The following is a 26848-nucleotide window of genomic DNA, read 5'->3' as shown; positions in this document are numbered from 1 at the left end:
GCTTGAACCGGGTTTTGAATCTATTTATTTCAGGCGGATGTCAGATACGGAAGCCCCCGAGGGAATCATGGGAAACACGTTGTCTTCCTTTTCCACCCGTACCTCCAGGAAATACGCTTCCTTAGAGGAAATCATCTCCTGCACGGCTTCAGCCAGTTCTTCCCGCTTATCGACCCGACGGGCTTTCAGGTAATACCCCTCTGCGATTTTTACAAAATCAGGGTTCACCATTACGGTAGACGCATAGCGGCTATCAAAGAAGAGCTCCTGCCACTGGCGCACCATCCCCAGGAAGTCGTTGTTCAATACCACGATTTTCACGGGTAATTTATTCTGGAAAATAGTGGCCAGTTCCTGAATGGTCATCTGGTAGCCGCCATCTCCGATCACCGCCACCACTTCGCGGTCCATGGCCCCCATTTTAGCGCCTATGGCCGCAGGAAGGGCAAAGCCCATTGTTCCCAGGCCTCCTGAGGTGATATTACTTTTGGTGTCCCGGAATTTGGCATACCGGCAGGTCACCATCTGGTGCTGCCCCACGTCCGTTACGATCACGGCGCGGTGACCTGTGGCCCGGTTGATTTCGGTTACCACTTCGCCCATGGTCAGCCCGGGCTTTGTCGGATGGATATCCCCTTCAATAACCGCCTGGTATTCTTCCTGGTATTTTTTGTGGAACTCCCCCACCCATTCTTCGTGGGAGTTTTCCCGGATCAGGGGCAGCAGCAGGCCGAGCGTTTCCCGGGCATTCCCCAGGACGGCCACGTCGGCATGTACATTTTTGTTTACCTCTGCGGGATCTATTTCAAAGTGGATGACCTTTGCCTGTTTGGCATAGGTTTCGAGGTTGCCGGTTACCCGGTCGTCAAATCGCATCCCGATGGCGACAAGGACATCGCATTCATTGGTCAGCACATTGGGCCCGTAGTTTCCATGCATGCCCACCATGCCCACATTCAGTGGGTGGTCCGAATCCATGGCGGAAAGCCCAAGGATGGTCCATGCCGCAGGGATCCCGGCTTTTTCCACCAGGGCCTTCAATTCTGCCTCAGCCTTCCCCAGGATCACCCCCTGGCCGTACACGATATAAGGCTTTTTGGCCTGGTTGATCAGGGTGGCAGCCGCCCTGATCGCTTCCATATCAGGCTTCGGCACCGGGTTATAGCTCCGGACCCCCCTGCAGGGTTGGTACTGGAAATCCAGCTCATCGAACTGGGCGTTTTTCGTAATGTCAACCAAAACGGGGCCGGGCCTGCCCGAACGGGCAATAAAAAAGGCCTTGGCCATGATTTCGGGGATTTCCGAAGCTTTGGTTATCTGGTAATTCCACTTCGTGATTGGGGTGGAGATCCCAATGATGTCTGTTTCCTGAAAGGCATCCGAACCGAGCAGGTGCCGAGAGACCTGTCCCGTAATGCAGACCACCGGGGTAGAATCGATCTGGGCATCGGCCAGGCCAGTGACCAGGTTTGTCGCCCCCGGCCCGGAGGTTGCCATGGCCACCCCTACCCTGCCACTGACCCGGGCATAGCCCTGGGCAGCATGGGCAGCGGCCTGTTCATGGCGGGTCAGCACGTGGCGCAGGCGGTCCTGAAACTTATAGAGTTCATCATAAACAGGCATTATGGCTCCTCCCGGGTACCCGTAAATCAGGTCAACCCCTTCTGCGAGGAGGCATTGGATTATGGCCTCGGCCCCACTGATCCGCATAGGGGATGCAGCGACCTGTCCTTGTTCTTTGGTTTTTACATGTTCCATGACTGACTGCCTTGCTTGTTGCTTAAAATTCATCCGTAACACATCCCTGTGAAGCGGAAGAGACGGTTTTGGCATATTTATAGAGGGAGCCCCGCCCGACTTTCAGGGCCGGAGGATTCCATTTTTCCCTGCGTTGTTGCAGCGCTTCGGGGGAAAGCGCTACCGAAAGGGTGTTTTTTTCTGCATCGATGGTGATAATATCCCCGTCCTGTACCAGGGCAATAACGCCCCCATCCTGGGCCTCAGGGGTCACATGGCCCACTACAAAGCCATGGGTACCGCCGGAAAACCGGCCATCGGTGATCAGGGCAACCTCCTTGCCCAGGCCAGCCCCCATAATGGCGCTGGTGGGTTTCAACATTTCCGGCATACCGGGCCCGCCTTTCGGGCCTTCATAGCGTATGACCACCACCTCGCCGGGCCGCACTTTTCCTTCCCCGATACCGGTGTTGGCGTCGAATTCACTTTCAAAGACTCGGGCAGGTCCTTCGAACCTCAGGCCTTCCTTCCCGGTGATTTTGGCCACTGCACCTTCTGAAGCCAGGTTTCCATACAGGATCCTCAGGTGGCCCGTGGGTTTAATGGGGGCATCCAACGGGTGGATCACCTTTTGCCCACTGGCCAGGCCAGGCACCGATTTCAGATTTTCTTCCAGGGTCTTGCCGGTTACCGTCATGCAATCGCCGTGGAGCATGTCGTGTTCCAGCATGAATTTCAGCACCGCCGGGATGCCCCCTACCCTGTGGACGTCCTCCATGAGGTATTTCCCGCTGGGTTTTAAATCGGCCAGGAAAGGGGTCTTGTCGCTGATTCGCTGGAAGTCATCGAGGGTAAATTCGATTCCCGCGGTGCGGGCAATGGCGAGAAAATGGAGTACTGCATTGGTGGAACCTCCCAGGAGCACGATCAGGCGCACTGCATTTTCCAGGGATTTGCGGGTGATGATATCCAGGGGTTTCAGGTCCAGTTCCAGAAGGTTGCGCAGGGCCTTTCCGGCTGCGATGGCATCAGCCTGCTTTTCCGGGCCCACCGCCGGGTTCGAGGAACTGTACGGGAGCGACATCCCCAGGGCTTCTATGGAAGAAGCCATAGTATTGGCCGTATACATCCCCCCGCAGGCACCTGCCCCGGGGCAGGCGTTTCGGATGACATCCCTGAACTGCTTTTCATCGATGCTGCCCGCCACTTTCTGACCCCAGGCTTCAAAGGCGGAAACCACATCGAGTTTTTGGTCCTTAAGGCACCCGGAGGCAATGGTGCCCCCGTAGAGCATTACAGACGGCCTGTTCAGCCGGATCATGGCCATCAGGGCGCCCGGCATATTTTTATCACAGCCCACCACGGTTACCAGCCCATCGTAATTCATGGCCTGCACCACAGTTTCCATGGAATCGGCAATAACATCCCTTGATGGCAGGGAGTACCGCATTCCGCTGGTCCCCATGGAAATTCCGTCACTGACGCCTATAGTATTAAAAATAAGGCCTACCAGGCCTTCCTCCAGGGTACCCTGCTTGACGAATTTAGCCAGGTCATTCAGGTGCATGTTACAGGGGTTCCCTTCATACCCTGTGCTGGCGACGCCCACCAGGGGTTTGTCAAAATCTTCCTCCGACATCCCGATGGCATAAAGCATGGCCTGTGCAGCCGGTTGGGTGGGGTCCTGGGTAATGGCTTTACTATACTTGTTAAGAGGCATTCGATTAAGGGTCTTTTTCTGGATTCGTTTTAGTTTGGATGCTACCAAAGATAAGGCTTTGGCAGGGGGAGGGTTTTCGATCAGTAGCCTGAAAAGAGGGTCATTTAAAGGCAAAAAAGACTATCTGTCTGTAATTCAGCCACATGCCTCATTAAAAATACCATATCCAATTCAAGACTTTGCCGGGCGTATCGCACCTTATTTCCGCTTGTCCGAACCGCCCCGGGGGGCATTGACGGGAAGTGTTGCCGGTTATGTATCTTGCAAGTCCAAAAATACCCCTAATGGAAAAAACAGTCAGTGAAGCGATTGCCTACCGCAGGTCGGTTCGGGTGTACCGGGAAGACCCCATTGATGCTGCCGTGGTGCGCAGGTGCCTCGAGAATGCCGTCCTGGCCCCCAACAGCAGCAACCTGCAATTATGGGAATTTGTTCATATTACCTCCACTGAAACGCTTAAATCCGTGGCTTCATGCTGCTTTAACCAAAACGCCGCCAAAACCGCCCGGCAAATCGTAGTGGTGGTGTGCCGCAGGGATCTCTGGAGGCGCAGGGCTGGGGCAAACCTGGAATTCCTGAAAACACAATTTGAAAGCGCGGCGTCAGAGGCGTCTCCACGCCGTAAAGCCTTCGCCCTGAATTATTACCGCAAGCTCATCCCGACGCTATACCTGGAATTTTTCGGGATCCTTGGGGCGATCCGGTACCTTTTTTTCAGCCTGTTGGGGCTCTTTAGGCCGGTTTACAGGCAGGTACGCCTTTCAGACCTGAGGATCGTCGCCCATAAAAGCGCAGCCCTGGCAGCCGAAAACTTCATGATTTCCATGGCTGCCGTTGGGTTCGACACCTGCCCGATGGAAGGCTTTGATTCCCTGCGTCTGCGGAAGCTTCTTGACCTTCCGTCCGGGGCCGAAATCAACATGGTAATCGGTTGCGGGATCCGCGAAGAAAATGGGGTGTATGGCCCCCGATTCCGCCTCCCTTTCGGGGAAGTCTACCGACAGGTCTGAATCAGGCCCAGAGGAACCGTATCGCATCGCCTGATTTCTTTTGCCCCATCAGGTCGAGGGAATCGGGATCGAGTTGCAGAATCCGAGGATACCCGCCCGTAGTCTGCCCATCCCTCAGCAACACCAGTAGTTTGCCTGCAGGGGTCAGTTGTACGGTCCCCGGTAAGGTGGCTGAAGTAATCATGCTGGTGCCTATCCCCTCCATGGCCGGTCCGAGCTGGCAGGCCATCCGGTCGTGTTCTTTGGCCAGGTGGTATTCCGTTTCGAATAAGCAGGCCTTCTGGGAGGGGTTCAACAGGTCAAATTCCGGACCCGGCCAGACCCGCACCTCCTTTTGCCCATAAGAATCCGCAGCATTCAACTTGAGCAGCCTGGGCGTAAAATCTTCACAGGGAGCATAGGGAAGCTCCGAATCCCTGGCCAGGAATTTATGTCGGGTCACCGGAGGAAAGTAAGACCGGCTCCCCAACCTCACTTCGGGGAGGAACCCCCCTTTTACGGCCAGGTACGCCCTGAGGCCGCGCAGTACCGGGCCGCATTTCAGATGGGAACCGGCAGGGACCTGGTAAACCCGGTTCATTTCCACAGGCTCCCCGTTTAATTCGGCTTCGAGGTGGGCGCCACTAACTACCAGGAAGGTAGGGGTGGTAAATTCCACTTCCGGCCCTTTCATGGTCACTTCAAGTGCAGCAGCTCCGGGTTCATTCTCCAACAGGGCATTAGCCCTCCGCAATGCGCCCTGGTCCATGGCACCCGATACCGGAACCCCGTATTGCCGATAGTGGTAGCGCCCCAGGTCCTGGAGGGTGGTATAGAATCCGGGTTGTATGATCTTAAGCATTTCCCTCCCCTTCCCTGAAATTGTAAATCCCTATTTCTCCCTCTATTTTGTGCAGTTCATATTCCGCAGGGCTAACCGCCCGGAAACGCACCTGGTCCCCCGGGGAGATAAAACACGGGGGCTGCGCCTCCGGATTAAAGAGGGGAACCGGGCAATTTCCAATAAGGTGCCAACCCCCCGGGGATTCCTGCGGGTAAATCCCGGTTTGGCGGTCGGCCAGCCCCACCGCGCCGGCCGGTACCCGCAGGCGGGGGTGGTCGCGCCTCGGGAGCCTCAGGGTTTCCGGGACGCCCCCAAGGTAGAGGAACCCGGGGAGGAAGCCAATGCCGAAAACGCGGTAAGGCTGGGCTGTATGGCTGCGTACAAGGTCCGGTTCCGTGGTATTGAGGATGCGGGCAACTTCTTCCAGGTCGGGGGCAAAAGGGGGATCATAGCAAACGGGGAGTTCCCAGCACCGCGCAGATAGGGTACCCGGACCTGGATAGTCATGGTACCAGGCCGGCAGATTTCGGGTTACCCTTTCTAGGTCCTTTTCCTTCCCATAGCTTATCAGGGTAAGGGAATGATACACCGGTATGAATTCCCATTCGGATTCAGGCAGGTGGTTGTCGCGCAGATAGCGCATAAACCCAAGGACATCCATAAGGGTTTCTTCGGACACCCCTGCCGGCCATTCCAGCAAAAGGGCCTCACGGCCAAAGGGTTTGATATGGAAGGGAGCCTCGCTCATCTGCTGACCATTATTTCTGCATCGGGCAGGTTATTTGCGAGAAAGGTAAGGATTTCAACGGCATTCGGGGTATCGCCATGAAGGCAATAGGTGTCGGCCTGCAGGGAGATATACGAACCATCTGCGCAGAGAACCCGGTGGTTGCCCGCCATCTCCTTCAACCGGGAAAATATTTGCCGGGGGTCGCCGAGCACAGCCCCTTCCCTATTTCGGGCCACCAGGCTCCCATCGGCCTCGTAGGCGCGGTCGAGAAAGGCTTCTTCCCACACCCGGAACCCATGGCCCCGGGCCAGGGTAGCCAGGGTGGCGTTACAGGGCACAAAGAGAATGGCCTTTTCCCTGTACCCCTCCAGGGCCTCCAGATAGCTTTCGGCCAGGCTTCCCCCCGGGGCCAGGTCGTTATACAGGGCGCCGTGGGCCTTAATGTGGTGTAGTCGGGTATTCAGGGTCCCAAGGACATCCGCCAGGGAAGCTACCTGCGCCCGGATGCTTTCCCGAAACTCGATGTCGGCCATTTTCACGGAACGCCGCCCAAAATGCTCCCGGTCGGGATAAGACGGATGGGCCCCGATCCGGACCCCGTGGGCAAGGGCCAGGCGCGCCGTATCTTTCATACTGCGATGGTCCCCGGCATGACCCCCGCAGGCGATGTTGCAGGAAGATATCAGGGGAAACAGGAGGGGTTCATTTCCCACCCCCTCCCCTACGTCACAATTCAGGTCAATGGTTGTCATGATCGGGCTTAAAAGAGTATGATTTTAAGGATGCTCCAGATGCCGAGTCCCGTTACGAGCACCAGGATGGCCAGGGCCGCGGCATTTTGCAGGAGGTTGTTCCTCAGGTCCCCCATAAGGACCACCCGGTTTACGGCCCACCAAAGGAAAATAGCGATAACGGGCAACAGGATTCCGTTGGCAACCTGCGCAAAAAAGATTACCTCGAGGGGTCTGAAATCCCAGCTGAGCGCCAGGATGCCGCTCAGCAGGACGAAAATCCAGACGGCCCGGAACCGGGCCTGCTTCCTGCCTTCGGGCCATCCGAAACACTGACGTGCGACATAGGCAGCCGCCAGGGGGGCCGTTATGGCAGAGGTAATCCCCGCCGCAAAAAGGCCGATGCCGAGGCCAAAGCGCGCTGTGGCCCCGTAAAGGGGTTCGAGTCCCCTGGAGAGGTCTTCCAGGGTTTGGACCCCGGGAGCTCCGCTCCCGGCTGCCGTTACCACTATCGCCATCGAGACCAGCCCCCCGGCTGCAACGGAAAGGAGGATATCGCGTCGCATGGTACCCATCTCCCGGGTTGATTTCCATTTTTCACTCACCAGGGAGGTATAAAGAAACAAGTTGTACGGGACTACCGTGGTGCCAATTAGGGCCACCACGGTCAGGAGGTTCCCTGAGTCCGCCCGCGGCAGGAAGAGGCCGCTCAGCAGTTCGGTCAGATCCGGTCGGGTCAGTATGGCCGTTACCAGGAAGGAAAGGCTCATCAGGAGTACAAGGATCGTAAAGACCCGTTCCAGCAGGCGCGAATTCCCGTACCAAAGCAGTCCGAAGGCCAGCAGGCCCGAAAGCCACGGGTAAAGGCCCTGTCCGTCATGGCCCGTAAGGCCCTGCAAGCCCAGGACGGCCCCGGAAATATTCCCCGCTTCATAGGCGGCATTTCCCACCACAATAGCCGAGAGGATTACCCCCAGCATTGCAGCCTTCAGCCAGCGGTTCGGGAGGCTCTGCCTGATGACCCCCGGGATTCCATCCCCGGTGGTCAGCCCCAGCCTTCCTGCCATTTCCTGAAGCACCCAGGTGGCAAAGACGGAAAGCAGCAGCGCCCACAACAACCCGTACCGCCAGTCTACCCCGGCCCTGATACAGGTGGTGACCGTACCGGGGCCTACGAAGGCCGCTGCTATGAGCATCCCCGGTCCTGTTTTTTTGAACATGGATATCCCAGCGTAATCGGTGAAGGGTAAAGATACGCATTCCGGCTGCTTTTGTGAAGGCGCCCTTCGCGATCACAGGAAGGCATTTCATCTAAAATATCGGGTTTCCTGACCGCTGAGGGTGCCATACGTCGAAAACTTCAAAATAAAATACGGGCTGTACGGTTATTATTTTTCCCGAAACCTAAATTCTTACCCGGACTATGACATGCCTGGAGTGCAATAAAAAACTCAGTTACCTTGACCATCGCGCGTCGATGGACCTTTTTCAGGCTGAATTGTGTGCCGCGCACCGAAGCCGCCTGGAACTCCTCATCCGCAAGGGACAAATCCCCGCCGAAGCCGTAATGCTTTACTATGGACTCAGGGAAGCAGGGATACGACCCATGCTGGCCTGGTGGGATGGTAAAAAAACTGTGGACCTCGCCCTTTCCAGGGTGAAACTCAACATTGAAATAGACCGGGGGCTAGAAGCCATGACCCATGAACAGGCCATGCACGAACTCGAACAGACCATGCATTCGTTCCGAAACGGGTTTACCACCATCCGGATCCCGCATTTTTTGATCCGCAACCACCTTCGGGAGACCGTGGTCAACGTCCTGGGAATCATGGAAGGGTTGAAAGCCAACATTAAGGTGGTCTGACCCCAAAACAATACCTATGGCTGCTGAACTTGAATATACCAATCGCTCGTACCAGTTGTGCCGCTGGATTTTACTGCTCCTGGCATTGTCCGGGGCAATGGCCCTTCTGAACCTGGGACCCTTTCTCTACCGGTGGCTTTTGGGCCTGCCCATAGTGCTTTCCGGGATGCTTGGGTTGGCCGGCACCTATTATGTTTTAAAGGGCATTCACGAGCCCCTGACCGAACGGAAGGTCATTGCCCTGACGGTTAACCTGGCCATGGCTGTTCTGGTGATCGCGATCCTGGTCAGCAATACGGCCTATGGCTGAAGGGCAACATACCGCGTGACCTCCCCCTGACATTTTCCGGATAGCCTTCTGATATGAGATTAATTCGTACCTTTTGAGCCAAAGGACACGGATTATGAACACTACTGACCGACGCCACTGGCTGAAAACCATCGCCCTTGGGGGCGGCTTTACGTTAATGGGCGGTATGCCCGGCCTGGCACAAATGGCAGCGCCCAAAAGGCCCCTCGCCGAAGGCCCCGTAAAGCTAAATTCAAATGAGAACCCGTTTGGGCCCTCTGAAAGCGTCCGCAGGGTCCTCCAGGAAAACTTTCACCTCGGGTGTCGGTACCCTTTCCAGTACATCAAAGCCCTGGTGAGCGATATTGCCAGGAAAGAGGAGGTCCCGGAAGACCACGTGGTAATAACCGGAGGGTCCACGGAAGGCCTTAATGCGGCAGGCCTGGTCTATGGCCTCGGGGGCGGGGAAATAATCGCTGCCGACCCGACGTTTCAGGCCCTTTTGAGTTATGCGGAATATTTTGGCGGGTATGTACACAGGGTCCCCCTCGACGAAGGACTTTCCCATGATTTAAACGCTATGGAACAAAGGATCACCGGTAAGACCCGCCTGGTTTTCCTTTGCAATCCCAATAACCCTTCCGGTACCCTGCTGGACCCCGGGCAGTTGAAAGATTTTTGCGCTTCCACGGCCTCCCGGGCTGTGGTTTTCAGCGATGAGGCGTATTATGATTACATCACGGAACCCGATTACCCCTCTATGGTGGGCCTGGTGCGGCAGGGCTACAATGTGATTGTGTCCAAAACCTTTTCCAAAGTTTACGGCCTGGCCGGGATGCGCATCGGATATCTTATCGCCAGACCCGATATCGCCCTGCGCCTGCGGGAAGCCCTGATGGCCAACACCAACGTCCTGGCCATCCTCGCCGCCCGGGAAGCCCTTAAAGACACCGATTTTTACAAGTTCAGCCTTACCCAGAATGAAAAATGCAAACAGTGGATATATAACGAACTGGATGCCATGGGCATTCCCTATCTCCGCTCGCACACCAATTTTGTGTTCTTCAAAAGCGGGATGCCTATAGGCACCCTGCTGGAAAGGATGGGTGCCGAAGGGGTTCAGATTGGCCGCCCCTTCCCTCCCCTGCTCGATTGGGCCCGTATCAGCACCGGTACTCTCGAAGAAGTACAGGCCTTTACCGGCGCCCTGAAAAAAGTACTGGCCTAAATTGTTATCACAGAAGTAGCAGGGAACATTTCCCTTCACACGACCGATTCCCTATGAAAAAAATCCTTTCTGCCCTGTTGCTCGTGGCTGTTGTTGTTGCAGGCATCCTGGTGTTCAACACCCTTACCCTGTTTTCCCGTCAGGTGGAACCGGAAACCTTGCAGGCTGTGTCAATCCCCGATAGGGTCTATGAAAACCTTTCGGGGGCTATTCAGTTTCCAACCGTATCCATAAGTGAAGACGCCATCCCCGATTCTGCTGCTTTCCATGGGTTCCATGAGTTCCTCCGGAAGACCTTCCCCCTGGTGCATGAGAAACTCACCCTTGAAAAAATCAATGAATACAGCCTGTTGTATACATGGAACGGGACGGATGCTTCCCAAAAGCCCGTCATCCTGATGTCGCACCAGGATGTGGTCCCGGTAGACGGGCCCACCCTGGCGGAATGGGAGGCGGGCCCTTTCGAAGGTAAAATTACCGATACCCACATTATAGGGCGTGGCACCCTGGATGACAAGGGGTCTTTAATGGCCGTGCTGGAGAGTGTGGAAATGCTCCTCCGGGAAAACCATACCCCGACCCGGACGCTGTATCTGGCCTTTGGCCATGATGAAGAAGTAGGGGGCAGCAATGGGGCGGGGGCGATTGCAGCCCATCTAAAGGCCAAAGGGGTAGATGCCGCAATGGCTTTGGATGAAGGTGGATTCCTGGCTGAGGGGATGATTCCTGGCATTGAGAAACCCGTGGCCATGGTGAACCTGGCGGAAAAAGGGTTTGCCTCTTTCCGGCTGATCGTTCGCACCAACGGAGGGCACAGTTCCCAGCCGCCCAAAGAAAATACAATTGGCATGCTCGCCCGGGCGATTGTGGATTTGGAAAACAACCAGCTTCCCTATAAGCTGGTGGAGCCCATCAACTACCAGTTTGAGTATATGGGGGCGGAACTCCCCTTTTTCAAAAAAATGGCCTTTGCGAATCCTTGGCTCTTTAAAAAGCCCATATTGGAAGCCCTGAATGCACACACCACTACCGCCCCCACCATTATCGAAGGGGGGGTGAAGAATAATGTGATCCCTACGATGGCAGAAGCCACGATCAATTTCCGGATCCTGCCAGGGGAAACGATTGAATCTGTTCAGGAACATATCCAGGCCACGGTAGGCAGCAAAATACAGGTGGAACCCGTCGGGTTCCTGGCCAATCCTTCACAGGTTTCCGGGATCGATTCCGAAGCCTTCAAAAACCTTGAACTTACCATCCGGTCTGTCTTCCCCGATGCCATCGTGGTTCCCGGGCTGGTTGGGGGCGGCACCGATGCGCGCTACTTCTATGACCTGGCCGATGAAGTGTACCGGTTTTACCCCATCCGGATCAACCAGGAGAGCTTTACCCGCTTTCATGGGATTGACGAAAAAATCAGCAAGGAAAACTACAGGGAGCTTATTGAATTTACCTATCACCTGATCCGGAAATTCAGCTGACCTTTGCCTGCCCGGGAGCAATGGCACCCCTTTTTGGGCACGTGATGTAGCTTCCTGTGGATTTCAGGGCCGAAAGAATAAATCCATGAAGACTCCTGAGGGTTCCCCCCCACCGCTTTCCCATCCCGGCCACTCGGCCAAGCCCCCCTGGTACTTCCTGGTTTTGCTTATCCTGGCCGGGGAATCGGCATTCATCCTGCCTTTTGTGCTCTCGCGCGTCTTCAGGCCAACGGTACTGGACACTTTCGGGCTCGACAACACCCAATTGGGCCTATGCTTTTCTGTATATGGGGTCGTAGCCCTGGTTTCTTATTTTTTCGGGGGACCCCTGGCTGACAAATACCCCCCCAGGAAGTTAATCGCAGTAGCCCTTTGGATGACCGCCCTGGGGGGACTGGCCTATGCGACCTTCCCGGCGTATCCGGTATTAAGAGTGCTCTATGGCTACTGGGGGTTTACGACCATTTTCATTTTCTGGGCCCCTATGATCAAAGCCACCCGGGTATGGGGAGGCGCCACATCCCAGGGAAAGGCCTTCGGCTTTTTGGATGGTGGGCGCGGGCTGGTGGGGGCACTCTTTGGCACCCTGGGAGTCCTGGTCTTCTCATGGTTCCTGGGCAGTGAAACAACAGCCACCCTGGTGGCGGAACGCAGGGAGGCCTTCCGGTATGTGATTTTGGTCAGCGCTGCCCTGGTGGCCCTTGTGGGCGTGTTGGTCTGGTTGTTTATGAAAATGGACCGCAACCTGGAGCGGGAAATCATCCTGGAACGCATCAGCATGGCGCAGATCAGGGATGTTGCGCGTTTGCCCGCGGTTTGGTTGCTGATGATCATAATCCTGTGCGCTTATGTGGGCTATAAAATCACCGATGTGTTTTCGCTCTATGCCCAGGATGTGATGCGCTACGACCAGGTCCAGTCGGCCCAGGTGGGAACCTTCCTGCTTTTCATGCGCCCCGTGGTGGGGGTTTTGATCGGGGTTGTCGCCGATCGCTCAAGGACCACCTTCTGGCTGGTAGTGAGCTTTCTGGTTTCCATCCTCGGGGCCCTGCTTTTTGCCACGGGAATCATCACGGATTCGGCTACGGTACTGTTCTTCCTTTCCATCCTTATCGTGGCCACGGGGGTTTATGCGGCCCGCGCCCTGTACTTTGCCGTGATGGAACGGGGAAAGATCCCCCTGGTCCTCACCGGTACGGCGGTTGGCCTGATTTCACTGATCGGATATACCCCGGATATCTTTGCCGGGCCAGCCATGGGGTTCCTGCTGGACCAATCCCCCGGCGAAACTGGTCACCAGCATGTTTTTTGGATGCTGGCCGCTTTTTCCTGCATCGGGTGCCTTGCGGCCTGGCGGTACTTCAAGCTTTATGGCCGCCCGCGATGACTTTTTATTGAAAAAAATGTACGCGCGGCCCGCTTTCCCTATGGATCCAAAGTGCTGATCTCCGCCATAAGGTGCTCACTAAAGGCTTTTGGGGATTCGGAGTAGATTTCCCCGACAATCTCATATAAATCGGGAATGACGGTCGTGGAGCGTTTGGAATTCGAATTCAGTAGCACACAGATCCCAAGGTCGGCCTCCGGGAAAATCGCAATTTCATTTCTGAAACTGTTCACGCTCCCCCCATGGTGCCAGATCGTTTTTTCCAGCTCTGAAGCCCCTTCCTTAAATTTGTGGATCCTCCAGCCAAAACCGTAGTGCGAAGATAGGTGCCCGGGCCAGCGTTGGTAATATTTGCCCTTTCCGGGAATTTCAACAACAGGGGTGAAAGCTTCCTCAATGGCCCTCCGCGGCATCACCTCGGGATTATATCCGAGTAAAAACCGCATCCACCGGGCCATATCGGCTGCGCTGGCATTAATACCCCCGGCTGGAATGGCATTGTAATAATTGTCTACCAGTTTTTTGGGCTTCCAGCCGCGCCCGCTCCGGTAATGGGGAAGGGCCACATTCTCCTGCGCCAACAGGGCCTCGTGGTCCATGTTGGTGGCGCACATCTCCAGGGGGTAAAACAACCTGCTTTTGAACGCTTCGGCCACATCTTGCCCGGAAACCTTTTGGATAATCGCCCCCGATAATGCAAACAGGGCATTCTGGTAGCTGTACAGTTCCCCGGGAGCACTTATGGGTTGGACCTCCTTAAACCGGGAGGCAATTTCCGTTATCGAAAGGCCGGCCTCCACCAGATTTGTGTAGCTATGGTACGGGGCGCCTGCGGTATGCGAGAGCAGATGGGCCAGGGTGATCCGATGGCTATTGCCCCGGTCCCCCAATGTGAACCCGGGGATATAGTCCGTAACCTTGTCCTCCCAGTCGAAGCCCCCTTCATACTTTATGCTGGCTGCCAAAATCCCGGTAAACCCCTTTGAAAGGGACCCGAGCCTGAAAATGGTTTCTCCATCCACTGGATCGGCCTTCCGGGCATTTCGCCTGCCAAACCCATCGGAGACCAGGATTTCCCCTTCTTTGACAATGCTTACCCCTGCGCCCACGATATCGCCGGTGGCAATGGCTTTTTCAAAATAGGCCTCCAGGGATTTGCGCAGGGTTTCTTTCCTGAGTGCGGCGGTCTTGGATGCCTCCCGTACACGGACCTGCCTGCCGGGCTGGTCTGTTGCGACTTCCCATGGCGAATCTTCGGGTGACACCGCATGGTTCGTCCCCAGGGCTAGCGCAAAAAGCGCGGCAATCAGAAGTGTAAGGGTAATGAATATCCTGAAACGCTGCATAGGTCTTGAACGGCTTGCCCACTATGCGGACAACCTGGTAAGTTTTGGGAATTACTACATTGTATAACACCATAAAGCTACAATTATTATATGCCTTACCGTGACAGGACGTGTTAAAATGAACCCGGGGTGCCTGTTCCTGTGCCCCTTTGCCCATAGTGAGTAATTGATGTCCGGGAAAATACCCTGGCAACGGGAAACGCTTTGAATTCATGTATACCGGACTGCCCGTTTGTTATAAGCAGGTTTAAGGGGCCCCATAGGGCCTCATTGCCCCAGCCACCCTTCCCGGTCCAGGGACCGGTACTGGATGGCCTCCGACAGGTGTGCCTCCCGGATTTCGGCACTGCCTTCGAGGTCGGCAATGGTGCGGGCCAGTTTCAGTATCCGGTCGTAAGCCCGGGCCGAGAGGTCCAGACGGTCCATGGCCTCCTTCAGGAGCTTTAGCGGCCCGGCTTCCAGGCGGCAATACCTGCGGATCAGGCGGGTTCCCATCTGTGCATTGCAATGCAGCTCGGGGTAGGCCCGAAAGCGGTTTAACTGGCGGTTCCTGGCTTCCACCACCCGTTGCCTGATGTCTGAGCTCTTTTCCCCTTTGTGGTGTGAGGCTATCTGCTCAAAGGGCACCGGGCTTACCTCCATGTGGATGTCAATCCGGTCCAGTAAGGGGCCGGAAATGCGGTTCAGGTATCGCTGCATTTCCAATGGGGTATTGGTAAACCCCTTTTCCCCCGGGGAATTGAAGTACCCGGACGGGCTTGGGTTCATGCTGGCGACCAACATAAAACTGCTGGGGTAGGTAATCGTAAAGCGGGCTCTGGAAATAGTGACCTGCCGGTCTTCCAAAGGTTGGCGCATGACTTCCAGGACATGCCTTTTGAATTCGGGAAGCTCGTCCAGGAATAAAATGCCGTTATGAGCCAGGGAAATTTCCCCGGGCTGGGGATAGGAACCCCCTCCGACCAGGGCAACATCTGAAATCGTATGGTGCGGGCTGCGAAAGGGACGTTGCCTGATCAGTCCCGTTTTGGTATCCCCGCCGACAACACTGTGGATTTTGGTGGTTTCGAGGGATTCCTCGAGGGTCATGGGCGGAAGGATTCCGGGAAGCCGCTTCGCCAGCATGGTTTTTCCCGAGCCCGGGGGGCCGATAAGGATAATGTTGTGGCCTCCGGAGGCTGCGATCTCCATGCACCGCTTAACGGTTTCCTGGCCCCTGACTTCGCTGAAATCGGGCAGGTCTGCTTCGGGGATCCCAGCGGATTCCCCCATTGTAAAATGGGCCAGGGGCAGGTCCCCGAGGCCGGAAAAAAACAATATAACCTCTGCCAGGCTGCTTGCCGCCCGCACTTCGATCCCCTCGACCACGGCGGCTTCCTCCGCATTTTCCATTGGAAGTATCATCCCTTTAAACCCCGATCCCCGTGCGCAGAGGGCAATCGGCAGTGCCCCTTTAATTGGATGCAGGGTCCCATCCAGTGATAATTCGCCCATAATGAGGAAATCCGAAAGCGCCCCGGCCTTAAGCTGCCCGGAGGCCACCAGGATTCCGAGGGCCAGCGGGAGGTCATAGGCCGTGCCCTCCTTGCGCAGGTCGGCCGGGGCCATATTGATGGTGATTTTCTTGCCGGGAATGTGGTGTCCGTTGTTCAGCAGGGCGGCAGCGATACGGTAATTGCTTTCCCTTATGGCATTATCGGGCAGGCCTACCAGGTGGTACCCCACCCCTTTATCGATGTTTACCTCCAGGGTTACCAGGATAGCCTCGATGCCAAAAACAGCTCCCCCAAAGACTTTTGCGAGCATTGTCCATAGAATTTACCGCCCGAAAATACACCCAGGCCCTGAAGGGGCCTTGCAGGGGAAGGCGGTTTGCGGAGACGAATCGGTGCGCAGGGGGCTTCCTGCCTCGAAATGCCTATTCCCCCGGGCGGAAAACAAGTATGGATTTGGCCTGGGCCTCAATCTCCGCTTTTTCCAGGAGCATCTTCCGGAATTTGCCTTGCAGGTACATCTCTGCCTGGTCGTTGTAATGCGGGCTGAAGGGGTTTCCCGACTGGCCTGTGGGGAGGATGCTCATGCTTTCCCCTATGTTGGAAAAATCGATGATCCTGCGGGTCGACGGCCCGGCACTTACCTTGTAGTATCCGGTGGAGTCATAGGGGAACATCAGGTTGTTGATGACTTCCCTGGTCCCGTTTACCGGAAACGGCCCCACATTGAAATAGGACCTCAGGGACTCCACCCTCCCGAAGGGATGGTTGAATTCCAAAGTGTGAACGTCCTTCCAGCCCCAATCGCCTTCATAGCCACCAAAGTCCGATTGTATTGAAGCCACGGCCTTCTGAAAAGCCTGCCTGACGATGCGTTGCTTGTCTTCCACCACTTCGGGCGTCCCGATATCGTCCCACCAAACCGATTCGGCCTTTCGGGCCATAGGGGAAATCAGGCGCTTGACCAGGTGCGTGCTCAGCAGGGATTCAAACCCGTCCGCGCCCAGTTCATCGCGGAAGGTTCCCCTTAGGAATTCATACACCCACCTGTGGAAAAGTACGCTTTCCTTACTGTCCAGGTCCGCTGTACCATCCCATTGGCCCAGGGCTTCGAGCATGCGTTTGGCCTCCCCGTCAAGGTCAGCTTCAGGTATTTCCGCAGCCAGTTCCCTCACAATTTCCGGATTCACGGGCGAAGTGACGTCCGTGATCATTTCCATGGCAGCTTTGAGGTCCCAGTCATTCCTGGGTTCGAGCAACGCCTCGATTCGCCTCGCCCGGTTCTCCGGCAGGTAGTACCCGGGAATGTTCCCGTACTGTATGGTATCTGCCTGGTTGTTGGCCGAATATACGTACCCCCAGGGAGGGTTAATGGCGCGCGGGTTATTTCGGAAGGGCACCGGTGCAGGGGGCTCCACCGTGGCGCCATCGAGGAACAACTTGGTCGACAGGCTGTCCGGATGCATGGAAATCCGGGCAGCGCCCCACCAGGCTACATTGCCCTCGGCATCCCCGTACATGACATTCAGCCCGGGGGCATGGATCTTTTCAACCGCCTTTTCAAAATCGCCTATTTCCCGGGAGTGGCTAATTCCGTAGAGGGCTTCCAGGACTTCGTTCTCGCCTTGGGTATAGACCCAGGACATACTAACCGGCCCGGTTTCCTTTATTGTTTTCAGGGCATCGTTGAGTACGGGCCCCCGGTCGGTTTTCCGGTACCGGAACCTTACCGGGTTTGCATCTTTTACGACAATCTTTTTTTCGATTTCCTCAAAGGTGCCCCAACCCCCGGGCCTGCGGTAACGGGAACTGTCCTGCGGATCAGTGGTTTCGGTATAAAAATCGATATCGTCATTCTCAAACATGGTAAGCCCATAGGCGATATTGCGGTCATGTCCCAACAGCGGATACGGGACCCCTGCCAGGTAGTACCCGTATTTCTCATACCCAGGGGTGACGATATGGGCCTCGTACCATACGGAAGGCTGTGCAAATCCGATATGGGGGTCGTTGGCCAAAATGACCTTGCCGCTTTTGGTTTTAGACGGGCCAAGCACCCAGGAGTTGCTGCCCTCGAGGGCCGGAACGGGGGTCTTACGGAGAAGCTCCCTGATTTCAGCGGTTAGCCGATGGGAAGAATCCGCAGGGAAACGGGAGTCGAAAGTGCGAATCATCGTCGTGTTGGAAGGCGAGTTCCCAAGCAGTTCCGCTACGTATTCCATGCCCAACCGATCGTGTACCTCCATAAGGAATGGGTCTGTTTTATGGGCCATGGCAAAGCTGAACGCCATGTACCCCACCGTATTGTACACGTCTTCCAGCGAAAAAGGGGTTTTGTCAATCCCGGTAAAATAAAACTCTATCGGGGTCGATCCCTCCTCGATGTATTGGTTGATCCCATCCAGGTACGCCTGGGCAAGTGCCACTGCAGGTGAAGCCGGATTTATTTTTGCCAGGATATCCCGGGTAGCCTCGTCAATCCCCAGGCCAAGAAACAATTTGTCATTCTCCACCGCATCGGGCCCGAAAACCTCTGACAACCTGCCAGGCGCGATCCGCCGAAGCAATTCCATCTGCCAGAGCCGGTCCTGGGCGTGCACGTACCCCAGGGCCTTGAAGGCGTCCGCTTCGTTTTCGGCATAAATATGGGGGATGCCATAGGAATCGAAATAGACCGTCACCGAATCTTTCAACTCCGGCATCGGCCTTTCCCCTTCATACTCGGGCTTAAGGTGTTGTACAAAGAAAAACCCGGCCACGAAAACCAGGAACAGGAGCAGGGCCAGGACGGCCAGGATGCGTTTGAGTCGTTTCAAGGGTGTCGGTATCTGGAAATGCCCCTAAAGATAATCCCTTTATCGAATAGAAAACAACCCGTGTACTCAGAATACGGAGCGGACCATTTTCAGCCCATCGGATTCGACCAGCCCGGGATTCGATTTAAAACGTTCAAGGCCTTTGAGAAGCCAGGATTCATAGGTGGCGGCATCTGTGTTTTGTATGGCAGGCCCAAGGACTTCCAGGCCGGGCGACAACAACACGTAATAAGGTTGGGAAACCGCGCTGAAATTGGCATTCTGGAAGGTACTCCAGAAATCCCCGGTGGTTTCGATCCGTTTTCGCTTTCCTGAAGGGAATTCAAAGGTAAACTGTTCCCCTTCGGGGAGCGGGGTGCGGTCATCTACATAGAGCGAGATAAGCACAAATTCGTCGCGCAGCAGGCGGAAGATTTCAGGGTCGCTCCAGACCTGTTCTTCCATTTTCCGGCAATTCACGCAGGCCCACCCGGTGAAATCGAGCAGGATGGGTTTTCCGGTCGACCGGGCAAGTTGCAGCCCCTGCTCGAAATCCTTCTGGCAATCGAGGCCCAGGGGGCAGTCCACATCGTTTTGCCCCAGGCTGTAAAAGTCCGGGGGTGGGAACCCGCTGAGGAGTTTGAGGGGTGCCCCGGTAACCATCCCGTAAGCAAGATAGGCTGAAAAGGCCAAGAGCAGCACACTCCCCCCGACCCTCCAGGGGGTGATTTTCGTCCTGGCCCCGGAGGGCTTAAAGCGGAACCGCCCCAGCAGGTAGGCCGTCAGCAAAAGGGCGAGAACAATCCAGAGGCCGAGGAAGACCTCCCGTTTGAGCAGGCCCCAGTTTCCGACCAGGTCGGCATTGGAGAGGAACTTCAGGGCCAGGGCCAGTTCCAGGAAGCCCAGGACGACCTTTACGGTTTCCATCCACCCCCCCGAACTCGGCAATTTTTGCAGCCATGAGGGAAACAGGGCGAACAGGGCAAAGGGCAGCGCCAGGGCAAGCCCGAAACCCAACATCCCATAAGTGAGGTTATAGGCCACATCCCCCTCAGCCAGGGCAGTGCTTCCCAATAGCCCCCCAAGGATTGGCCCCGTGCAGGAAAAGGAGACGATAGCCAGGGTCAGGGCCATAAAGAAAATGCCAATGCCCCCTCCTATCCGGCTCGAAGCCGAGTCGGCCCCGGAAGCCCATGAAGACGGGAGGGTTAGCTCGTAGTAGCCGAAAAAAGAAAAGGCAAACACTGCGAAAACCAAAAAGAAAAACAAATTCAGCCAGATGTTGGTGGCCATGGAATTCAGCAGCTGGGAATCTACCGAATCAAAAAGGTGGAACGGGAGGCTGAGCAGGAAATAGATCAGTACGATGGAAAACCCATAGAACATGGCATTGCCTATACCCCGTGAACGGCTTCCCGACTGTTTGGTAAAAAAGGAAACAGTGAGCGGGATCATCGGAAAAACACAGGGGGTGAGCAGGGCTACCAGCCCACCGAGAAAGCCCAGTCCGAAAATCACCCACCCCCCCCGGGGTTCCTGCATTGAAGCGGCATTCCCCTCCCCGTCCAGCCTTTCGGGGTTCCTCAGGTCCAGGACCAGGCCTTGCCCCAGGGTGACGGACCGCTCATCCACTTCCAGCTGCTCCCCGAGGAAGGGCGTTCCGGCAAGGGAAAAAAGGAAGGTGTGTTCCCCTCCGATGCAAACTTCCTCACAGACCTGGTAGAACACATCGACCTGTATGCCGGCCAGGTTCGGGTTCAGAACCAGGACCTCCTGGGTAAAGCGGGCATTCCCGGTGAAAAAGGTTTCCTCCACCTCGAAAATATCGCTGTAGGCTGTTTGGGAGGCACTTTCGGAAACCGGCCCCAGGACCTCATATCCCTCTCCGGCACCGACAAACAGGAACTCGGTAGGTAATGCTCCCCCGTCGGCGGTATGCTGGGAATACAGGTGCCACCCCTCGGCAATGGAAGCTTCCATTACAAGGGTATAAGTACTGTCGGAAACCCGAATCAGGTCCTGCGACCAGGTGACCACCGGGGTATTGCCTACCTGGCCCGACACGGGCAGGCAAATCAAAATAGAACTTATGACTAAGAGAAGTCTTGCGAATCGAGCCACTGGATCTTTAGAATTTCTGTTGTTGTTTCCCTGACTTTAAACCGGTCGTCGGCACGCCTTCCAACGATCCAAACCACTTCATCGCCGCTGCAAAGGAGCCATTGCGCCTCCTTTTCGTAGCGGTTGAACTTATGGTCTTTGAAGTATTTGGAGATTTTCTGTTTCCCTTTCATGCCGAGGGGATAAAAATAGTCTCCCTTCTTCCACCTGCGCAGGTGCAATCCATTGTTTAACGCATTTTTATCTAAATATAGTACGTTGGAAGCGGGTTCCCCCATTTCCCCGACCACCGAAATCTTTAGCGGTACCTGTTCATGCACGCCCGCGCCCCCATGGTCCAACATAATGGGCCCATGCACATCCTCCCCGAGCGGCCGGAGCAAAAATGCGTCCCGGTCTTTCAACAGCCCATGGGTCGGGGAAAGGATTTCCCTGCCACTGGCGGAATGCAGCAGTCGCTCCAGGGCTTCCCAGTCCGTAAAGCCAAACGGCTGAAAAAGCTCATGCAGGTAAGCCCGCCTCGGATGGAGGGCTCTCAGTTCCTCCAGGGCGATGCGCACCAGATTTCCCTCGTTTCGGAAAAGCCGTTCGCGCACCTCCCCGATATGGTTGTCGACAAGGGCCTTACTCCCTTTCAGGAAATCGAGGGACCTGCTGAAATTTTCAGCAAAGCGTGAATCCGCTTCCCTTAGGGCCGGGATCACCCTGTGGCGCAGGCGGTTTCGAAGGTAATAGTCCTGTAAATTGGAGCTATCCTCCCGCCAGGCGATCTGGTTCTTTGTGGCATAAGACCGGATGGAGTCCCTTGGAAAGGCCAGAAGCGGCCTCCGTAGCCCGGGGGCAGTATCCGGGATCCCGCTAAGTCCCCTCAGTCCGCTGCCCCTGGTGAGGTTGATCAAAAAAGTTTCCAGCTGGTCGTCGGCCTGGTGTGCGGTCACGGTAAAAGCCAGTTGCCGTTCGCGGAGAAGGTCCCGGAACCACCCATAGCGGAGGTCCCTGGCCGCCTGTTGAACATTTAGTTTATTTTGGGTAAGGTATGCATTTGTATCAAAGCATTTTACGTGAACCCTACGGTGGATATTTTTTCCCAGATCTTCTACGAATTCCTGGTCCAGGTCACTCTCTTTACCCCTGAGCTGAAAATTGGCGTGGGCCAGTTCGAACCGGAGCTCCAGGGAAGCGCAAAGGTGCGAGAGGACCACGCTATCCAACCCTCCGCTACAAGCCAGCAGGAAGGGGTTTTCCCGTAGTTCGGGAAAGTATTTGGCAATATGGGTCTCAAACTGCTGGTACACCCCGCAAAGGTAGGTACAAAATTGTTTACGGGCCCGGTTCAGGGGCTGGCCACCCCATCGGGAACCGGGGGAAACTGCATCCTCATCCACTCTCCGATCGCCTCAAAATACACCTTGCGGTCAGGGTCGTGGTGGAGTTCATGGTACCCGCCTTCAATAAGCACCAGACTGGCCATGGCCGATTGTCCCTGAAATGCCCGGCTTCCCTCCGGGTCGATAATGGGGTCGGCCGTGCCATGAAGCAGCAGGGCAGGCACCGAAAGGGCTGCCGCATGGTCCAGGGCCCACTCCCCTGCGGCGATCACCGGAAAGGAGTACCTGGGGCTAACGCGGTCATGGACCAAAGGGTCTTCCCGATATGTCTTTACTTCAGACGGGTCGCGTGAAATGCCTGCCGGATCCAGGCCCGCAGCCACCGTAACCCCTGGCGCCACTTTTTCCAGGAGCTTTCCCAGTTGCCATTTCCAGGCCGGCGGCTGGAAAGCCAGCCTGAGGTATGGGCTGCTGGCGATGATCCCCCCGGGGTCAACCAGCTCTCGGAGTACAGTATTCAGGACCAGGTTCCCTCCCATGCTGTGGCCGAAAAGGACCACAGGCAAGCCGGGCATCCGTGCCCGGACGGTTTGAAAACCCCGGGTGACCAACGCCAGCAACTGTTCATACCCCTGGCAATGTCCCCTGCGCCCCCCGGATTTCCCGTGTCCGACCAGGTCAAAGGCGAAAACGCCCCAGTTGAGATCATTAAAAAAGGGTACGACCCCGTCCAGGTAACGGCCCGAATGTTCCCCGAATCCATGGACCAGGACAATCATTCCATTCGGGGCCGGAGGCAGGGCCCAAAACCCATGGATGGGAACCCCCTCCCATACCCCTGTAAAATCTTCTTTGGCAACCTTATCCATTGGTATTCTGGCTTTAAAACCGTTCGCGGGCAGGTGTAGGCCCTAGTCCAGCGCTGAAAGGAAAGCGTTTAGGGCACTTTGGTGCTTTTGGCGCAATTCCGGGCCGGTTATCCCGGATTCCGGGTCAAAATTTTCATAGTACGAGGGCAGGGAGAAGGTCGAAACAATAGTTGCCCCGAATCTCGGCAACATTTGCTCCACCACCGCCAGGGAACCTGAGGCACCCCGTTTCCCTCCTGAGGCGGACATCAGCAAAACCGGGGTATCTGCCATGAAATTGCGATCGGCCCTCGACAACCAGTCGAGGATGTTCTTGAAGAAGGCCGAGGGGTTTCCATTGTGTTCGTTCACGGAAAGGATCAGGCCCCTGCATTCCCGAAGGTCCTCAAGGAGTTCCTTTATGGCCCCGGGAATACCCTGCTCCTTCTCAAGGTCCTCGCTGTACATGGGATAGGAATGGCGGGCGAGTTCCATCAGTTTTACAGTTCCCTCCGGGGCGAGGCCGGCTGTATACTTCACCAGTTGGTAATTGATGGACGTGGAGGAATTGCTTCCTGCCGTTGCGAGAATAGGAGACATAAGCATTCGGTTTCCTGCGAAAATACCGGATTTACGTATCTCCTGATCATTTTTTGTCTAATTTTGCGCCCTGAAACATCCAAACACCCTGTTTTCGAAGTATATAGGGCATGCATAATATGGGAACCCGGGAAAAACGCCTTTTTTTTATAGATGCCATGAGGGCATGGGCCATCCTGATGATGCTCCAGGGTCACTTCATTGACGCCCTGCTCGACCCCGTTTTCAGTGACCCGGCCAATGGCGCCTTTGCCCTTTGGAGCTATTTCCGCGGGATTACCGCCCCGGTTTTCTTCACGGTTTCCGGGTTTATATTTACCTACCTTCTCCTTGGGTCCCCGAACCAGGGGCTCGATAACCCACGGATCCGAAAAGGGATCAAACGGGGGTTGCAACTCATCCTGATCGGATACCTGTTGCGGACCAACCTCTTCGGCCTGTTCAAAGGGGAATTCTATCCCACTTCTTACCAGGTGGATGTATTACACTGCATAGGAATTTCCCTCCTGTTTATCGTAGGGGTTTATGCCCTTACCAAAGCGAGGGGATACAGGGGTATGGGTGGCCTCCTCCTGGGCTTTGGGGTACTCCTTTTCCTGTTTGAACCCCTTTACAAATCCTGGGACTATTCGATGCTGCCCCTCCCCCTGGCCAACTATTTCACCCGGGCCAATGGCTCGGTGTTTACGATATTTCCGTGGGTGGGTTATGCATTCATAGGCGGGTTTCTCTCCATGGCCTTCCGCGCGTTAAGGGAAGACCGGTATCGCTACCTCAAAAGCATCGGGGCCTCCCTGGCGGCAGGCGCCCTGCTCGTCTGGGCCTCCTCTCCCGTATTCATTTGGGCAGGTTCCCTTTCCGGGATACCCCTGTTTGACCAGGTCGCCTCAAACAACTACCTTTTTATCCGCCTGGGGAATGTTTTTGTGGTCTTTGCCGTATTTATGGCGCTCAGGGGGCTGTTGCAGCGGGAAGTATTCCTTAAGATCGGGCAAAATACCCTGGCCATTTACGTGATCCATTTTATGGTGCTCTATGGCAGCCTTTTGGGGATTGGCCTGTACAGGTTCCTCCACCACAGCCTTTCCCCGTCCAGTGCCATTCCCGGTGCCCTGGCCTTTATGGCGATAAGCACTATGCTGGCCCTTTGGTACGATCGGAACGAAGGCCTGATAAAGGCCAAAGCTACCGGGGTGGCCCTCTTATTGAAAACTACGGGAGAACAGGCCCTGTTACAGGCCTTCCGCCTGGTAAGGGTACAGGTGTTGCGCCTGTTGCGTTTCCTGAAAGGGGCCCAGGAACGGATTTAACCCGGAAGCCAACAGCTATTCCTTAACGCGATTCAGGTGTGCAGGGGCCGGTCACCGGTGGCTGCCAATGCCGCTTCTTTCACCGCCTCCGCATAGGTGGGGTGGGCATGGCTCATGCGGGCAATATCTTCCGCAGAAGCACGGAACTCCATAGCCGTTACGGCTTCGGCGATCAGGTCCGCCACCCGGGCGCCAATCATATGGACCCCAAGTACTTCGTCGGTTTGCTGGTCAGCCAGGATCTTTACAAAACCATCCGTATCCATACTGGCGCGGGAGCGCCCCAGGGCACGCATGGGAAATTGGCCTGTTTTATAGGCGACCCCTTCTTCCCTGAGCTGTTCTTCGGTTTTTCCCACTGAGGCCACTTCGGGCCAGGTATAGACTACCCCCGGGATCAGGTTGTAGTCGAGGTGGGGCTTTTGGCCTGCCAGAATCTCGGCCACCATCACGCCTTCCTCTTCGGCCTTATGCGCCAGCATCTGGCCCCGGACCACATCGCCGATAGCATAGATGTTGGGGATGCTGGTCTGCAAGTGGTCATTGACCACTACCTGTCCACGGTCATTAAGGGTCACTCCCGCGGCTTCCGCGTTGAGCCCTTCCGTATAAGGCCGCCTTCCCACGGAAACCAGGCAATAATCCCCTTCCAGGGAAACTTCCGCCTCTTTCTTGTCCAGGGCTTTCACGGTGACTTTCCTGCCCTTGCGGGTTACGGCGGTTACCTTGTGTGAGAGGTAAAACTTCATGCCCTGCTTTTTCAAAACCTTCATGAGTTCACGCGAGAGGCCGGCATCCATGCCCGGGATGATGCGGTCCATGTATTCCACCACGCTTACCTCCGCGCCCAGGCGCAGGTATACCTGGCCAAGCTCCAGCCCTATGACCCCTCCGCCTATGATGACCATGTGCTTCGGGACCTTCCCCAGGCTGAGGGCCTCCGTGGAAGTAATCACCCGCTCTTTGTCGAGGGAGATAAAGGGCAGGGAAGCGGGTTTAGACCCCGTGGCAATAATGGTGTTTTTGGCTTCGATTTCGGTTTCGGTTTCCCCCTTTATCACAAGGTGGGTGGCATCCCTGAAACTTCCAAGGCCGTGGTAGACATCTACCTTGTTTTTTTCCATCAAAAAATCGATTCCCCTGGTGGTTTGGTCCACTACCCCCTGCTTGCGCTCAATCATCTTTTTCAGGTTCACCTTTATCTCCCCGGGGATATCGATACCATGGGCTTCAAAATGGGTTATGGCATCGTGGTAATGGTGGCTGGAATCCAGCAGGGCTTTGGAGGGGATACAGCCTACATTGAGGCAGGTCCCGCCCAGGGAGCTGTATTTTTCAATCAATGCAGTTTTCATCCCCAACTGGGCGCAGCGAATGGCAGCTACATATCCTCCAGGACCAGAGCCAATGATGGCTACATCATATGTTTTCATAAGGTGGGTTTAAGGGTTGGGCAATTATCATCATTCCCGCGGGTAAAAGTACGAATGTTTTTTCTTTGGCCGCACTGGTCGCCCCGGGCGACCCCGGGTATTCTCCTTACAGGGGCAGGCGCGTGGTGTGCTTTACCGTATTGATCACAAAGGAGCTCTGGGTACTCCCGATATACGGGATCGCCGTTAGCTTCGCCACCATGAATTCGCGGTATTCCTGCATGTCCCTCACACAAATCTCCAGCAGGTAGTCAAATTCCCCCCCCAGGTGGTGGGCGGTAACCACCTCGTCCAGTTTTTGTACTTCCTTTTCAAAGGACAGCACATGGGGTTTGATATGCTGGTTGAGTTTTACCTGGCAGAAAACCCGGAAATTCCTGTGCACTTTTCCGGGATCCAGCAAGGCTACATACCTGGAAATGAACCCTGTTCGCTCAAGCCTCCTGATGCGTTCGTATACGGCGGTCGGGGAAAGCCCAAGTTTAACGGAAAGGGCCTTGGTCGTCAGCTTCGCGTTTTCCTGGAGGAAGTTCAGCAGCTGTTTGTCTGTCGCGTCCATAGCATTGCAATA

The 26848-nt window shown here is 55.7% G+C and carries 22 protein-coding genes; 7 read left to right on the top strand and 15 right to left on the bottom strand.

Annotated features, from left to right (window positions below; all coding sequences use genetic code 11):
- Positions 1-24 precede the first annotated feature (24 nt).
- The gene (gene ilvB, locus NG653_RS01150) at positions 25-1758 is read right to left on the bottom strand and encodes a biosynthetic-type acetolactate synthase large subunit (protein ID WP_252739818.1); all 1734 of its coding nucleotides are present in this window, start codon (positions 1756-1758) and stop codon (positions 25-27) included.
- 22 nt (positions 1759-1780) lie between these two features.
- On the bottom strand, positions 1781-3457 hold the full coding sequence (ilvD, locus tag NG653_RS01145; protein ID WP_252739817.1) for a dihydroxy-acid dehydratase: 1677 nt from the start codon (positions 3455-3457) through the stop codon (positions 1781-1783).
- Positions 3458-3741: 284 nt separating this feature from the next.
- Here ilvD and NG653_RS01140 point away from each other — a divergent pair, with 284 nt between their 5' ends.
- Entirely contained in the window at positions 3742-4467 is a 726-nt protein-coding gene (locus NG653_RS01140) for a nitroreductase family protein (RefSeq protein WP_252739816.1), read from the top strand.
- A gap of 1 nt (position 4468) precedes the next feature.
- On the opposite strand, the gene NG653_RS01135 is transcribed toward NG653_RS01140, so the two are convergent.
- Genes NG653_RS01135 through NG653_RS01120 form a run of 4 tightly spaced genes read right to left on the bottom strand, consistent with a single transcriptional unit; the run spans position 4469 to position 7947 of the window.
- Complete coding sequence (locus tag NG653_RS01135; RefSeq protein WP_252739815.1) at positions 4469-5308, bottom strand: 5-oxoprolinase subunit C family protein; 840 nt, start codon at positions 5306-5308, stop codon at positions 4469-4471.
- Complete coding sequence (gene pxpB / locus NG653_RS01130) at positions 5301-6038, bottom strand: 5-oxoprolinase subunit PxpB (protein WP_252739814.1); 738 nt, start codon at positions 6036-6038, stop codon at positions 5301-5303. Before pxpB ends, NG653_RS01135 begins: the two co-directional genes overlap by 8 nt.
- The gene (pxpA, locus tag NG653_RS01125; protein WP_252739813.1) at positions 6035-6772 is read right to left on the bottom strand and encodes a 5-oxoprolinase subunit PxpA; all 738 of its coding nucleotides are present in this window, start codon (positions 6770-6772) and stop codon (positions 6035-6037) included. The genes pxpB and pxpA overlap by 4 nt, the downstream gene beginning before the upstream one ends.
- 8 nt (positions 6773-6780) lie before the next feature.
- Complete coding sequence (locus tag NG653_RS01120; protein ID WP_252739812.1) at positions 6781-7947, bottom strand: Nramp family divalent metal transporter; 1167 nt, start codon at positions 7945-7947, stop codon at positions 6781-6783.
- Positions 7948-8174: 227 nt separating this feature from the next.
- On the opposite strand from NG653_RS01120, the gene NG653_RS01115 reads away from it, so the two are divergent.
- The 5 genes from NG653_RS01115 to NG653_RS01095 all read left to right on the top strand — a co-directional run bounded on the left by NG653_RS01115 (position 8175) and on the right by NG653_RS01095 (position 13003).
- Entirely contained in the window at positions 8175-8618 is a 444-nt protein-coding gene (locus NG653_RS01115) for a hypothetical protein (protein ID WP_252739811.1), read from the top strand.
- 16 nt (positions 8619-8634) lie between these two features.
- Positions 8635-8928 (top strand): hypothetical protein, encoded by a 294-nt coding sequence (locus NG653_RS01110; protein ID WP_252739810.1) that lies wholly within the window; start codon positions 8635-8637, stop codon positions 8926-8928.
- Between the two features lie 94 nt (positions 8929-9022).
- Positions 9023-10135: a pyridoxal phosphate-dependent aminotransferase gene (locus NG653_RS01105; RefSeq protein ID WP_252739809.1), complete on the top strand. Its 1113-nt coding sequence runs from the start codon at positions 9023-9025 to the stop codon at positions 10133-10135.
- A 53-nt stretch (positions 10136-10188) separates the two neighbouring features.
- Positions 10189-11616 (top strand): M20 family peptidase, encoded by a 1428-nt coding sequence (locus NG653_RS01100; protein ID WP_252739808.1) that lies wholly within the window; start codon positions 10189-10191, stop codon positions 11614-11616.
- A gap of 85 nt (positions 11617-11701) precedes the next feature.
- Positions 11702-13003 (top strand): MFS transporter, encoded by a 1302-nt coding sequence (locus NG653_RS01095; RefSeq protein WP_252739807.1) that lies wholly within the window; start codon positions 11702-11704, stop codon positions 13001-13003.
- A gap of 38 nt (positions 13004-13041) precedes the next feature.
- Here the strand turns inward: NG653_RS01095 and NG653_RS01090 are convergent, their stop codons facing one another.
- The 7 genes from NG653_RS01090 to NG653_RS01060 form a co-directional block, all read right to left on the bottom strand.
- Positions 13042-14349 carry a serine hydrolase domain-containing protein gene (locus NG653_RS01090; protein WP_252739806.1) on the bottom strand — a complete coding sequence of 436 codons (1308 nt, stop codon included), beginning with the start codon at positions 14347-14349 and terminating at the stop codon, positions 13042-13044.
- A gap of 267 nt (positions 14350-14616) precedes the next feature.
- A complete protein-coding gene (locus tag NG653_RS01085) occupies positions 14617-16155 on the bottom strand; it encodes a YifB family Mg chelatase-like AAA ATPase (RefSeq protein WP_252739805.1) in 1539 nt (512 codons plus the stop codon).
- 112 nt (positions 16156-16267) lie between these two features.
- On the bottom strand, positions 16268-18658 hold the full coding sequence (locus NG653_RS01080) for a penicillin acylase family protein (RefSeq protein WP_252739804.1): 2391 nt from the start codon (positions 18656-18658) through the stop codon (positions 16268-16270).
- Between the two features lie 66 nt (positions 18659-18724).
- Positions 18725-20716, bottom strand: a complete 1992-nt coding sequence (locus NG653_RS01075) for a protein-disulfide reductase DsbD family protein (RefSeq protein ID WP_252739803.1) — start codon at positions 20714-20716, stop codon at positions 18725-18727.
- Between the two features lie 14 nt (positions 20717-20730).
- Positions 20731-22143, bottom strand: coding sequence for a tRNA lysidine(34) synthetase TilS (tilS, locus tag NG653_RS01070; protein WP_252739802.1), 1413 nt, complete (start codon positions 22141-22143; stop codon positions 20731-20733).
- The gene (locus NG653_RS01065) at positions 22092-22955 is read right to left on the bottom strand and encodes an alpha/beta hydrolase (protein WP_252739801.1); all 864 of its coding nucleotides are present in this window, start codon (positions 22953-22955) and stop codon (positions 22092-22094) included. Before NG653_RS01065 ends, tilS begins: the two co-directional genes overlap by 52 nt.
- Before the next feature lie 42 nt (positions 22956-22997).
- A complete protein-coding gene (locus NG653_RS01060) occupies positions 22998-23534 on the bottom strand; it encodes an NADPH-dependent FMN reductase (RefSeq protein ID WP_252739800.1) in 537 nt (178 codons plus the stop codon).
- Positions 23535-23644: 110 nt separating this feature from the next.
- Between NG653_RS01060 and NG653_RS01055 the strand changes: the two genes are divergently transcribed.
- On the top strand, positions 23645-24844 hold the full coding sequence (locus tag NG653_RS01055) for an acyltransferase family protein (RefSeq protein ID WP_252739799.1): 1200 nt from the start codon (positions 23645-23647) through the stop codon (positions 24842-24844).
- Positions 24845-24876: 32 nt separating this feature from the next.
- Here NG653_RS01055 and lpdA read toward each other — a convergent pair whose 3' ends face one another.
- Together lpdA and NG653_RS01045 are read right to left on the bottom strand one after the other, a co-directional pair.
- Positions 24877-26277, bottom strand: coding sequence for a dihydrolipoyl dehydrogenase (gene lpdA, locus NG653_RS01050; RefSeq protein ID WP_252739798.1), 1401 nt, complete (start codon positions 26275-26277; stop codon positions 24877-24879).
- A gap of 106 nt (positions 26278-26383) precedes the next feature.
- Positions 26384-26836, bottom strand: coding sequence for an Lrp/AsnC family transcriptional regulator (locus NG653_RS01045; protein WP_252739797.1), 453 nt, complete (start codon positions 26834-26836; stop codon positions 26384-26386).
- Positions 26837-26848 lie beyond the last annotated feature (12 nt).

Origin of the sequence: Robiginitalea marina, from assembly GCF_024006985.1 — a bacterium.
Taxonomy (GTDB): domain Bacteria; phylum Bacteroidota; class Bacteroidia; order Flavobacteriales; family Flavobacteriaceae; genus Robiginitalea; species Robiginitalea marina.
Note: the sequence above shows the minus strand (reverse complement) of the source record. Positions and strands in the feature narration are given on the sequence as shown.